The sequence below is a fragment of the Streptomyces sp. NPDC002490 genome (assembly GCF_040296045.1).
Lineage (GTDB): Bacteria > Actinomycetota > Actinomycetes > Streptomycetales > Streptomycetaceae > Streptomyces.
Window position 1 is genome coordinate 29642 of sequence record NZ_JBEOWM010000036.1, and the last position, 11341, is coordinate 40982.

Below are 11341 nucleotides of genomic sequence, written 5' to 3' on the forward strand. Positions count from 1 at the left end.
TGCTAAATTCGCACACATGGATATCGGTGCGCGCATCTCGGAGGCAAGGGCGGAGCGCGGCGTCACTCAGACCCAGTTGGCGGCCTCCGTCGGCATCGACCGCACGGCGCTGGCGAAGATCGAATCGGGCAAGCGGCGCGTGACGGCCGTGGAACTCGTGGCGATGGCGCGTGAACTGGGCCGCCGGGTGGAGTGGTTCGTCGACGAGGCGCCGCCCGCGCTCGTGTCGTACCGCGGAGCCGTGCGGGGCGAGGGGGGGAGCGTGCAGGCCATCGACGCGGAGCTCGATTCGCTGGTTCGCGACGCGGAGTTCGTCACCTCCCACTGCCCCGAGCTGGTCGAAGCCCAGCCCCCCGCCCTGCCCCATCCGACCACGACGGAGGAGGCGGACGAACTCGCGGTGTCCGCACGCGGGCTCCTCGGGCTGGACCCCGGCGAGCCGGTGTACGAGTTCTCCCGGTTGGCTGCGCGTGTGGGGCTCCTGGTGTTCTCCGTGGACCTGGGGGAAGGTGCGGACGCCGGTACGGTGCTGCTCAAGCGCGGCGGTGTCGCGCTGGTCAACGGACACTGGCGGGTGGGGCGTCGTCGTCTCGCGGCAGCCCACGAATTGGGTCACTACCTCGTCGCCGACGAGTTCTCCCTGGACTGGAGGGTCTCTGCGGCGGACGCCCGGGGCCTTGAGGCGAGGCTGGACCGATTCGCCAGGGCCTTCCTCATGCCGGGGGAGGACCTCCGTGAACGTTGGGGAACCTGGGAGGTCGACCCCGACGGCACCTGGCGGGACGCCGCGGTGCGCGCTGCCAGTCATTACGGCGTGGATATGGCGACCCTGGCCCGTCGACTCCACGAGATCGGCCTGGTGGACAGGGGGCGGGCGGACCGTGTTCGCCGTGTGCAGACCAAGCAGGCCGACATCGTGGAGAAGAACCTCGTCGTGCGTGACGAACTGGCGCCGGTCTCCCTGCCGAGACCCTACGAGCAGGCGGTGTTGAGGCTCTACCGCCGCGAGATGATCAGCGCCGAGCGTGCTCTCGGATTGTTCCGGGGCACCTTCACCCGCGACTCCCTTCCGAGTCTGCCACCAGTTTCGGACGCGGAGATGTGGAAGGTGACGTCGTGACCGACCCGCGGACCGCGTACGTGCTGGACACGGGGCCGCTGAGTCACTTCGCGCACGCTCAATGGCTCGGAGTCCTCAAGATCGTTCTGAAGGACCACCGGGTGCTGATCCCCGATGTCGTCGAAGCGGAGTTGCGCAACGGCGCTGAGCGGCACCACTACCTGCGCGCCGTGCTCGACGCGGACTGGATCGAGATCGTCCCCCTCGACACCCCGGCCGAATTTTCGGCTTTCGCACACTACGAGCGCCTTCTGGTCGGGACAGACGGGCGCAACGTCGGCGAGTGCGGGGTGCTCGCCCTGGCGGAGTGCCTGCCTGCTGCCGTGGCCGTCGTCGACGACCGGGTGGCCGTTGAGGCCGTGCGAGGACGGGGCGTCACCTTGCGCCGGACCCTCGGGCTGCTGTGCGACGCGATCCGGGCAGGTCTCCTCACGGTGCCGTTGGTCTCCGCGCTCGCTGACGACCTGCTCAGCACGGCGTACCGCCTGCCCTTCAAGCCGGGTGGTTTCGCCGAGTGGTGTGACCGGGAAGGTCTCATTCCCGGTGTGTAGGCCGCGGTCGCTCCGCACGCCAGTGAGGTGGGCGAGCCCATCCGCAGTCCGCCTCGTCGTCGGGCTCGCCGGGGCGGCCCGGTCCGGCCGTGCTCGAAGGCCGTGGAGTTCGGTCTCCCTGAGCTGGAACGGCGGCTCGGCGCGGTAGCTCCGGTCCCATCGACCCGGAGCACGTTGCCGTACTGCGGCAACCCTCGCACGTTGTCGACGGTGCCAACATCCAATACTTTGGCTGGGCATGGCGAACTGATGGGCGTCGAATCCAGATCGTAGTCAAGGCTAGGTATGCGCAAGCGACGGACGACGGTCGATTCAAAGTCGCAAGAGGCGAGAAGATCGGCGTGATCACTGCGTACTGCAAGGGCGTGCGCAAGTGTCCAGAATGGGTTAATCAGCGAGTATGGGAAACGGCGGTAGATCTCCTGCGGATACTGACCCCGGCGAGGTCGAGGAGCTCGGAGAGCTACAGGTCGCCATCGCCGAACTCCTTTTGCGTCACGTCTGGGCTCCCCTGGTCGGCGACCAGCACGTGCGGGGCGTGCTCCCGGCACCCGACGGTGCGGAGGCGGTCCGGGTCGTCGTCGGCCCCCGTCGAGGTTCCCGCCACGCCGTTGCCTACGAGGTCCCTCTCCGTGTGGAGGACGGAGATCTGCGTACCACCTACAGCGTCGTCGCCCTGCTCCGAGCCCAACTCGCCGTGGTGGGATCCCTTCGCACGGTCGGAACGGTCATGGGCATGCCTCTCGCCCGCGTCGACCCGGAAGCCGTTGGTGAAGCGCCGTTCACGAAGGACGACTGGGCCGAGACCCTGTTGTCGACACTCGCCCGCCCGAGACGTGAAGGTCGTTCCCGCGTACGCCTCCGCGGATACCTGTTCAGGGCTCCGGAACGACTCCGGCTCTATCTGGACAGCTCGGGTGTCGTTGGAGTGATCGCCGCCGACGTTCGTCCCGGCGGTGCGCTGACGGCGCTGCTGGCCATGCTGTCGCCCTTCGACGAAGAGGAGTGGCGCAGGGACGAAGGCGCCGATGACCCTCACGCTACGAGGGTTTTTGACTACACCGATCTGTAAGTGGGTCAACGACTCGTGCCGATCGAGGTCGGCTTGTTGACCCGTGGCGGGATGTGCGTCGCCTGGGCACGACGGGCCGGCGACGGGCGGGTGGGCTGCTGGCAAGGAGCGTGAGGACGGCTCGGCTCTCCGTCGCCTTCGTTTCGGTCGTCAGGAACCCACATCGCTCGGGGCGGTCCGGAGCCCGTGGGTCGTGGTCGGCGGCCGTGCTCAGGGGTCGTGGAGTTCGGTTTCCCAGGGTTGGAGGGGCGGCTCGACGCGGTAGCTCCGGTCGCCGTGGGCGCGGAGCCACTGGGCGAACGGCCGGAGCGAGGCGCGCACGTCGACGGGGCGGTGTTCCACCGGCCCATCATGTCGGGTTCCGTGTCGGTCGAACCCGGGTCCGGCCCTGGACGGTCATGTGACCGGCGGGTAGCGTACGGGGCTGAGCGGGCGCTTAGCTTCTGCTGTGCAAGGAGCACCCCACGGCCCGCCCGTACGGCGGACACGCCGGTCAAGCGGCTCCTCGGCGACACCGGCGAGGTCACGAAGACGGTCGTCGCGAAGGACCTGGGGCTCTGAGAGGGTCGGAACATGCCTGAAGCACTCCAGTCGCTCCTCGATCTGCTGGACCTGGAACGGATCGAGGAGAACATCTTCCGCGGACGGTCCCACGCCTCCGTGGTGCCGCGGGTCTTCGGCGGCCAGGTCGCCGCGCAGGCCCTGGTCGCGGCGGGGCGCACGGCGCCCGCCGACCGTCCGGCGCACTCCCTGCACGCCTACTTCCTGCGCCCCGGCGACCCGGGTGCGCCCATCGTGTACTCCGTGGACCGCATCCGCGACGGCCGGTCCTTCACCACCCGCCGGGTGGTCGCCGTCCAACACGGACAGCCCGTCTTCCACCTCTCGGCTTCGTTCCAGGCGCACGAGGAGGGCCTGGAGCACCAGGCGCCGGTGCCCCCCTCCGTCGATCCGGAGACCCTGCCGACCGCCGCCGAGACCCTGGACCGGTACGCCGACGTGCTGCTGCCGGGCGTCCCGGACCGGCTGGCCGAGGCCCGGCGCGCCATCGACCTGCGGTACGTCGACGAGCCGCCGTTCGCCTCGCTGGGCCGGCCGCGCGAGCCGCGCTCCCAGGTGTGGTTCCGGGCCGCCGGCAAGCTGGTCGACGACCCGCTGTTGCACGTCTGCCTGGTCACCTACGTCTCCGACATGACCCTGCTCGACTCGGTGCTGTTGGCGCACGGGCGGGGCGGTTGGGCGGTCGGGGACGTGGTGGGCGCCTCGCTGGACCACGCGATGTGGTTCCACCGTCCGTTCCGCGCCGACGAGTGGCTGTTGTACGACCAGGAGTCGCCCTCCGCCTCCGGCGGGCGCGGGCTGGGGCAGGGCCGGATCTACACCCGGGACGGACGGTTGGCGGTCACCGTCATCCAGGAGGGCGTCATCCGGGTGCCCCGGTAGTCCGCGGCCGTCCCGGTACCCGCCGGCTCCCGGGGGACACCGGCACCGCTACCCCGCGGCCTCCGGGTCGGGCGAGGCGGTGAGGGTCCAACGGCCGATCTCCCGGTACCCGGAGTCGTACACCTTTTCGCCGGAGCCGGGCGCCAGCGGGTAGTGGTGGAGGTTGCCGGCCCAGTAGCGCAGCGCCCGGGACAACTCCTTCACCGCCTCCTCGGCCGGGGCGTCGTCGGGGACGTGCACGTCGAGGACGAACCTCATGGCGGTACCTCTTCCGGTGGTCTGCGGGGTGGCTGTCGGCGGTGGCCCGCCGCGGGCCACCGACCCGGGCGTACGTGGACGCTCCCGGGGCCGGCGCCGGCCTTCGGGCGACGGGCGTCCGGCATGCGGACCGCAGCGGGCCCGGGGGCCGTCCGCCCTGCCTCCATCGTTCCACTGAACCTCCCGGTGAGACTTGGACGGCGCCGGGGCCCGGAATCACCCGCTGGAACGGTGCACAGGTCTCAAACGGGGTGGCCGGGTCACGCCCCCCGCGGCCGTGGTGGGCGCACGGGCTGGTGGATCTCCGCCCGGCCGGGGGACCCCGGCGGCACAATGGGCGGTATGCCGATACCCGGGACACCCAGCCGCGCCGAGCTCGTCGACCATCTGATCCGCACGCGCATCGCGGGCGAGGTGGCCACCCCCCGCGAGAACAACCTCGACCACTACCGCAGGCTCGCCAACGGGGACCGCCACTACTGGTTCGGCCTGGAGCTGGGTGACCGGTGGACCGACGAGCAGGACGTGCTGGCCGTGATGGCGGAACGGTGCGGGGTGAACGACGACCCGCAGCACCGGCAGGGCCAGGACACCATCGACCCGGAGTTGACCGTCGACGGCCTGGACCGGATGGCCGCCCGGCTGCGCAAGGCCGCCGCCGGGCGGGAGCGGGTGCTGGTCGCCACCGGCCACCCGGGCGCCCTGTTGGACGTGCACCGGGCCACCGCCGAGGCGCTGCGCGCGGCGGGCTGCGACATCGTCGTCATCCCGGACGGGCTGCTCGCCGACGAGGGCGTCGTCTTCCAGCTCGCGGACGTGGCGATGCAGGCGGGCGGCGCCTCGCTGTGGCACACCCACTCGCCCCAGCCGCTGAACGCGGTGCTCGACGGCTTGGCGCAGCTGGGGCAGGCCCCGCCGGACCTGGTCGTCGCCGACCACGGGTGGGCGGGCCGGGCCGGGCAGCGCGGCATCGACTCGGTCGGGTACGCCGACTGCAACGACCCGGCGTTGTTCATCGCCGAGGCGGAGGGCACCGTCCAGGTGGCGGTGCCCCTGGACGACCACGTCCGCAGCCCCCGCTACTACGACCCGATGGTGGCCTACCTGTTGGCCGCTGCGGGGCTCACCGCCGCCCGCTGACCCGCGGCCCGGCCCGGCTCAGGGCCTGCGGTCGAGGGAGGGGCCGGGCGTGGGGTCCAGGTACACCCGGCTGATCACCGGGAAGCGTCGTCGCAGCCGTCGCTCGGCCTCCTCGCAGGCCTGCTCGACCTGGGCGGCGGTGGAAAGGTCCCGGAAGTCGACCTTGGCCGCCACCAGCGCCTCGCGCGGTCCCAGCAGTCGGGTGGTCAGCTCCAGCACCCCGTCCACGTGCGGGTCGGCAAGCAGCAGCGCCCGGATCTCCCGCCGCACCGGGGCGGGCAGCGGCCGGCCGATCAGCAGCTCGGCGTTGGAGCGGCCCAACTCCCAGGCCACCCAGAGCAGCAGGGCGCCGATGCAGAGCGAGGCGGTGCCGTCCCACGCCCCCGAGCCGGTGAGTTGCCCGCCGAGCAGTCCGCCGGCCGCGAGCAACAGCCCGACCAGGGCCGCGGTGTCCTCCAGGACGACCGCCTTGACCGCGGTGTCGGGGGTGCGCCGCAGGTAGCGGCGGAGCGGGACGCCGTAGCCGCGGGCCTCCCGGCGGGCCTGACGGACTCCGGTCCGCAGGGAGTAGCCCTCCAGCAGGAAGGCGACGCCGAGCACCAGGTAGGAGAGCAGCGGGTCGCCGGGTTCCTCGCCGTGGGTGAGGGTGTGCACCCCGTCGTACACGGCGAACACCGCCCCGCCGACGAAGGTGGCGACGGCGGCGAGCAGCGCCCAGATGTAGCGTTCGGCGCCGTGGCCCACCGGGTGGTCCTCGTCCGCGGGTTTCTCGCCGCGCTTCAGGGCGGTCAGCAGCAGGAGTTCGGTGACGGTGTCGGCGACCGAGTGGGCGGCCTCGGACAGCATCGCGCTGGAGCCGCTGGTGAGCCCCGCGACGGCCTTCGCCACCGCGATCCCGAGGTTGGCCGCGGCGGCCACCAGTACCGTCGCGACGCTCTCGCCGCCCTCTCCGCTGTCGGTTGCGACCCCCGGCCCTTCGTCCCTTTCGTTCATGGACGCGCAGTATGCCGGAACGGGTGGGGTGGGGGTCGGTGGCGGGGCGCGGTCCACCGTGCGGCGTCCGGATGCGCCGGGCGCGTCCGCCCGGCGCATCGAGGTCAGCCGAACCGTACGGGCAGCTCGTCGATGCCGCGCAGCAGGACGGAGGCGCGCCAGCGGACCGCGTCCGGTGGCACGGCCAGCCGGAACTCGGGCCGCCTGGCGAGCAGTTCGGTCAGGGCGATGACCCCTTCGGCGCGGGCGAGCGGCGCCCCGGGGCAGTGGTGGACGCCGTGCCCGAACCCGAGGTGGTTCGGACGTTCCCGGCCGAGGGCGAAGCGTTCCGGGTGCGGGCACCCGCGGGGGTCCTGCCCGGCGCCGCCGAGCGAGATGACGACGGCCTCGCCGCGGGCCACGGCCGTGTCGCCGATCCGGGTGTCCCCGGCCGCGTACCGGAAGGCCGCGGCCCGGGCGGGGGAGTGGAAGCGCAGCGTCTCCTCGACGACCTCGCCCAGCAGCGAGGGGTCGGCCCGCACCGAGGCCAGCAGCGGCGGCTGGCACAGCAGCGTGTACAGGGCGCCGGAGATCAGGTTCATGGTGGTCTCGTGGCCCGCCACCACCAGCAGGAAGCACATGCCGATCAACTCTTCGGGCGACAGGGGGTCCTCGTCGTCCGGGGAGGCCAGCAGGCTCAGCAGGTCGTCCCGGGGGTCCCGTCGCCTGCGGGCCAGCAGTTCGCCGAAGTATCCGGCCATCGCTGCGGAGGAGGCCCGGCCGAGCTCGTCGGAGTCGGGGGTGATGAGGGCGCGGGACCAGGCGCGCATCGTCGGACGGTCCTGTTCGGGCACCCCCAGCAGTTCGCAGATCACCGTGATCGGGAGGGGGACGGCGAACGCGTCGACCAGGTCGGCGGTGCCCGACCGGGGCAGTGCGTCGACCAGTTCCGCGGTGATCTGCCGGATGCGGGGGCGTAACGCGGTCACCCGGGCCTGGGTGAAGTGCCGGGTGACCCGGGCACGGAGCCGGGTGTGCTCCGGCGGATCGGTCTGGAGCATGTTGCGCCCCGGCCCGTAACTGCCGTCGTCCGACCAGCCGGCGGAGTGCCGCAGGTCGTTGCGGAGCAGTGGATCGGCGAGCGCGGCGCGGGCCTCGGCGCGGCCCACCACCAGCCAGACGTCCCCGAGGTCGAGCATGCGCACCCGGTGGACGGGGCCTTCCGCGTGGAGTCGCTGGTACAGGGGTTCCGGCTGCTGGTCGGGGTCGGTGCCCGGGGGCGCCAGGTCGTGCGGGGTCGGGGTGACGGACGATGACATGCGGTCCCTCCGGTGGTTCCGGGAGCGGTGCGCTTCAGTACGGGAACATCATGAAAAATGATGATTGGTCGCCGTTCGCATGCGCATGCTATTCCCGCTCGCCCCTCCCGTCACCGGAGAGTTCCCGCCGTTCTTCGGCCGTCGCGCCGAAGCTTCCGGTGGCGGCCGTCCGCCCGGCGGGGGGCGGGGTGCGGTAGCCGCGGAGGGGGGCGTTGGTCGCGGCCACCACGGCGACCGCCACGGCGGCCGACAGCCCGCCGAAGACCAGGGCGAACGGGACGGAGGTCGCCGAAGCCAGCAGGCCACCGCGGAAGTTGCCGAGCTCGGGACCCGCCACCCCGATGACGTGCTCCACCGAGGTGACCCGTCCCCGGTACGCGTCCGGGGTCTCCAACTGGACCAGGGCGCCCCGGGTGACGACGGACGCGGTGTCGGCGGCGCCCGCCACGGCCAGGCACCCCAACGCCAGCCACAGCGGCCCCGCGAGTCCGAAACCGGCCAGTGCCAGACCCCAGATGCCGGCGGCGACCAACTGCACCAGGCCGGCCCGGCGCCAGCGGGTCACGGTGCCGGAGAACAGGCCGGCCGTGATCCCGCCGACCGCGACGGCGGAGAGGAACAGACCGAGGGTTTGCGGATTCCCCCCGAAGCGGACCTCGTTGACCAGCGGGAAGAGCGCGACGGGCATGGCGAGCAAAGTTGCCGACAGGTCGGTCGCCATCGAGCCCCACAGCTTCGGCCGGCGCAGCACGATCCGCCAACCGCCGCGCTGCGGCCGGCGTTTGCCGCCGTCCGCGGCGACCCCCTGGGGGCGCATGGAGGGCAACCGGAGCACCGTGAGCATCGAAACCGTCGTGGCCACGGCCTGGACGGCGTACGCGGCGGGCAGGTCCCAACGGGCGATGATCAGTCCGGCCACCGCTGGCCCGGCCAGCATGGCCGTCTGGAAGGAGATGCTGGCCAGGGCGAGGCCGGACGCGATCTGGTCGCTCGGCAGCAGCCGGACCGGGTAGGCGCGCCGGGCGGGCGCGCCGAGCGCGTTGCAACTCGCCCCCGCGGCGACCAGGGCGAGCAGCAGCACCACGTTCCGGTTGCCGGCCAGGGCCTGGGAGAACAGTCCCACCGAGGACAGCAGTTGGCCCGCGGCGGTGGCCCGCACCAGCGTGCGGCGGTCGACGGCGTCGGCGAGGGTGCCGCCGAGCAGCCCGAACAGCACCATCGGCACCCCGGTGGCCAAGCCGATGGCGCCGGTGCCCACCGGACTGCCGGTCAGCTCCCAGACCTGGGTCAGCACCGCCACATTGGCTATCTGGACGCCGAGTTGGGCGACCGATATGCCGATCCACAGGTCCCGGTAGGTGGGGCTGTGGCGCAGCGGCCGGGTGTCGAGGAACCGACCGCGGACCCGCCCCCTCATCGCGGCGGTTCGACGAGGTGGTGGAGGATCCGCTCCCGCATCGGCCGCCGCTCCAGCGCCCGCCGCACCTCCTCGACCACGGCGGTCATCGCGTACGGCACCTCACGGTCCAGTTCGGCGACCGTCGCATGGGTGGCCCGCCACTCCGCCTCCAGGAACGGCACCATCGACCGGCCCCGCTCCGTCAGGTCGATCCGCCGGGTGCGGGCGTCGGGCCCCGGCTCCGAGGTGACCAGCCCCTCCTTGCGCATGGCGGCGACGGTCTGGCTGATCGCCGAGTGCGAGCGGTCCAGGGACTCGGCGAGCTCCCGGATGGTCAGCGGCCCGGTGTGGGCGAGCCGGATCAACGGATAGGCGAACCGGGGCCGCACCCCCTGGATGCCGTGCTCGACGTAGACCTTCTCGATCTCGGCGTCCATCGCCGACATGAGCGCGTACAGGGAGTACCAGGGGTCACGGTGCACCGTGGGATCCGGAGATGTCACAGCGCTAATATAACAGTGCTGTGACATTTGGGGAGGGGTGCGGAGGCGCGAACCGGCCGGGAAACGCGCCGACTCCCGCACGGCCGCCCGGTGGTGCCGGCATCACCGGGCGGCGCGTGCATCCCTGCCCCGGCGCCGGCCACCCGGTCCCCCGAACGCGACGCGCGCCGGCGTACGCCACACTGGATCGTCGACCCGGGGCACCGCCCCGGACCCGGCACCCCCGCGGCCCGGCACCCCCGGCCCGCACCCCGCGGCCCCGGAGCACCCCCGGGACCGCGCCCCCCGCGGTCGGGAACGCCCCGGACCGCACCGCACGCCACGAGCGCCAGGCGACGGCCCGGCCCGGGACACCCCCGGCCCCGGCGACCACCGCCCCGCACCGCACCGGAGGAGTCCGACGATGAGCACCACCGAGAACCCGGCCGAGGGCACCCCCGCCACCTTGCCCACCGGCCCCGCCCACCCCGTCGGACCCGTGGACTCCTCCCGCATCCCCCGCTACGCCGGCCCCGCCACCTTCGCCCGGCTGCCCCGCATCGACCAGGTACCCGCCGCCGACGTCGCCGTCGTCGGCGTCCCCTTCGACACCGGCGTCTCCTACCGCCCCGGCGCCCGCTTCGGCGGCAACGCCATCCGCGAGGCGTCCCGGCTGCTGCGCCCCTACAACCCCGCGCAGGACGCCTCCCCCTTCGCCCTGGCCCAGGTCGCCGACGCCGGCGACATCGCCGCCAACCCCTTCGACATCCACCAGGCCGTGGAGACCGTCGAGGCCGCCGCGGACGACCTCCTCGCCACCGGCGCCCGACTGATGACCCTCGGCGGCGACCACACCATCGCCCTGCCGCTGCTGCGCTCCGTCGCCAAGAAGCACGGCCCCGTCGCCCTGCTCCACTTCGACGCCCACCTCGACACCTGGGACACCTACTTCGGCGCCGAGTACACCCACGGCACGCCCTTCCGCCGCGCCGTCGAGGAGGGCATCCTCGACACCTCCGCCCTCTCCCACGTCGGCATCCGCGGCCCCCTCTACGGCAAGCAGGACCTCACCGACGACGAGAAGATGGGCTTCGGCATCGTCACCTCCGCCGACGTGTACCGGCGCGGCGCCGACGAGGTCGCCGACCAACTGCGCCAGCGCATCGGCGACCGCCCCCTCTACATCTCCATCGACATCGACTGCCTGGACCCGGCGCACGCCCCCGGCACCGGCACCCCCGAGGCCGGCGGCATGACCTCCCGCGAACTGCTGGAGATCCTGCGCGGCCTCGCCTCCTGCAACCTGGTCTCCGCCGACGTCGTCGAGGTGGCCCCCGCCTACGACCACGCCGAGATCACCGCCGTGGCCGCCTCCCACACCGCGTACGAGCTGACCACGATCATGGCCCGACAGATCGCGGCCTCCCGCACCACGGACGCCGGGAACGCCGCGAGCTGATGCCAGGGGTGCCGTGCGCCGGTGCGCACACCGGGCCCGCAACGGACCCGCGCGCCGGCGCACGGCACCGATGACCGAACCACCCCCGCCCCCGCCCGGGGCGGGACGGACCACAGGGAGCGTGGC

12 protein-coding genes are annotated in these 11341 nt (G+C 72.8%); 5 read left to right on the forward strand and 7 right to left on the reverse strand.

Annotation, left to right across the window (positions count from 1 at the left end; all coding sequences use genetic code 11):
• Nucleotides 1-16: 16 nt before the first annotated feature.
• On the forward strand, nucleotides 17-1120 hold the full coding sequence (locus ABT092_RS22160; protein ID WP_351246450.1) for a helix-turn-helix domain-containing protein: 1104 nt from the start codon (nucleotides 17-19) through the stop codon (nucleotides 1118-1120).
• The gene (locus ABT092_RS22165; protein WP_351246452.1) at nucleotides 1117-1671 is read left to right on the forward strand and encodes a PIN domain-containing protein; all 555 of its coding nucleotides are present in this window, start codon (nucleotides 1117-1119) and stop codon (nucleotides 1669-1671) included. Before ABT092_RS22160 ends, ABT092_RS22165 begins: the two co-directional genes overlap by 4 nt.
• Before the next feature lie 463 nt (nucleotides 1672-2134).
• On the opposite strand, the gene ABT092_RS22170 is transcribed toward ABT092_RS22165, so the two are convergent.
• Nucleotides 2135-2710 (reverse strand): hypothetical protein, encoded by a 576-nt coding sequence (locus tag ABT092_RS22170; RefSeq protein WP_351246453.1) that lies wholly within the window; start codon nucleotides 2708-2710, stop codon nucleotides 2135-2137.
• 243 nt (nucleotides 2711-2953) lie between these two features.
• Complete coding sequence (locus ABT092_RS22175) at nucleotides 2954-3085, reverse strand: hypothetical protein (protein ID WP_351246455.1); 132 nt, start codon at nucleotides 3083-3085, stop codon at nucleotides 2954-2956.
• Nucleotides 3086-3316: 231 nt separating this feature from the next.
• On the opposite strand from ABT092_RS22175, the gene ABT092_RS22180 reads away from it, so the two are divergent.
• Nucleotides 3317-4186: an acyl-CoA thioesterase gene (locus tag ABT092_RS22180; protein WP_351246457.1), complete on the forward strand. Its 870-nt coding sequence runs from the start codon at nucleotides 3317-3319 to the stop codon at nucleotides 4184-4186.
• A gap of 48 nt (nucleotides 4187-4234) precedes the next feature.
• Here ABT092_RS22180 and ABT092_RS22185 read toward each other — a convergent pair whose 3' ends face one another.
• On the reverse strand, nucleotides 4235-4444 hold the full coding sequence (locus tag ABT092_RS22185; protein WP_351246459.1) for a hypothetical protein: 210 nt from the start codon (nucleotides 4442-4444) through the stop codon (nucleotides 4235-4237).
• A 342-nt stretch (nucleotides 4445-4786) separates the two neighbouring features.
• Between ABT092_RS22185 and ABT092_RS22190 the strand changes: the two genes are divergently transcribed.
• Nucleotides 4787-5584 carry a phosphatase gene (locus ABT092_RS22190; protein WP_351246461.1) on the forward strand — a complete coding sequence of 266 codons (798 nt, stop codon included), beginning with the start codon at nucleotides 4787-4789 and terminating at the stop codon, nucleotides 5582-5584.
• 18 nt (nucleotides 5585-5602) lie between these two features.
• On the opposite strand, the gene ABT092_RS22195 is transcribed toward ABT092_RS22190, so the two are convergent.
• The 4 genes from ABT092_RS22195 to ABT092_RS22210 all read right to left on the reverse strand — a co-directional run bounded on the left by ABT092_RS22195 (nucleotide 5603) and on the right by ABT092_RS22210 (nucleotide 9777).
• The gene (locus tag ABT092_RS22195) at nucleotides 5603-6577 is read right to left on the reverse strand and encodes a cation diffusion facilitator family transporter (protein WP_351246463.1); all 975 of its coding nucleotides are present in this window, start codon (nucleotides 6575-6577) and stop codon (nucleotides 5603-5605) included.
• Nucleotides 6578-6681: 104 nt separating this feature from the next.
• Nucleotides 6682-7875 (reverse strand): cytochrome P450 family protein, encoded by a 1194-nt coding sequence (locus tag ABT092_RS22200; protein WP_351246465.1) that lies wholly within the window; start codon nucleotides 7873-7875, stop codon nucleotides 6682-6684.
• An 88-nt stretch (nucleotides 7876-7963) separates the two neighbouring features.
• Nucleotides 7964-9292, reverse strand: coding sequence for an MFS transporter (locus ABT092_RS22205; protein WP_351246467.1), 1329 nt, complete (start codon nucleotides 9290-9292; stop codon nucleotides 7964-7966).
• Nucleotides 9289-9777, reverse strand: coding sequence for a MarR family winged helix-turn-helix transcriptional regulator (locus ABT092_RS22210; RefSeq protein ID WP_351246469.1), 489 nt, complete (start codon nucleotides 9775-9777; stop codon nucleotides 9289-9291). The genes ABT092_RS22205 and ABT092_RS22210 overlap by 4 nt, the downstream gene beginning before the upstream one ends.
• A 403-nt stretch (nucleotides 9778-10180) precedes the next feature.
• On the opposite strand from ABT092_RS22210, the gene speB reads away from it, so the two are divergent.
• Nucleotides 10181-11215, forward strand: coding sequence for an agmatinase (gene speB, locus ABT092_RS22215; RefSeq protein WP_351246471.1), 1035 nt, complete (start codon nucleotides 10181-10183; stop codon nucleotides 11213-11215).
• Nucleotides 11216-11341 lie beyond the last annotated feature (126 nt).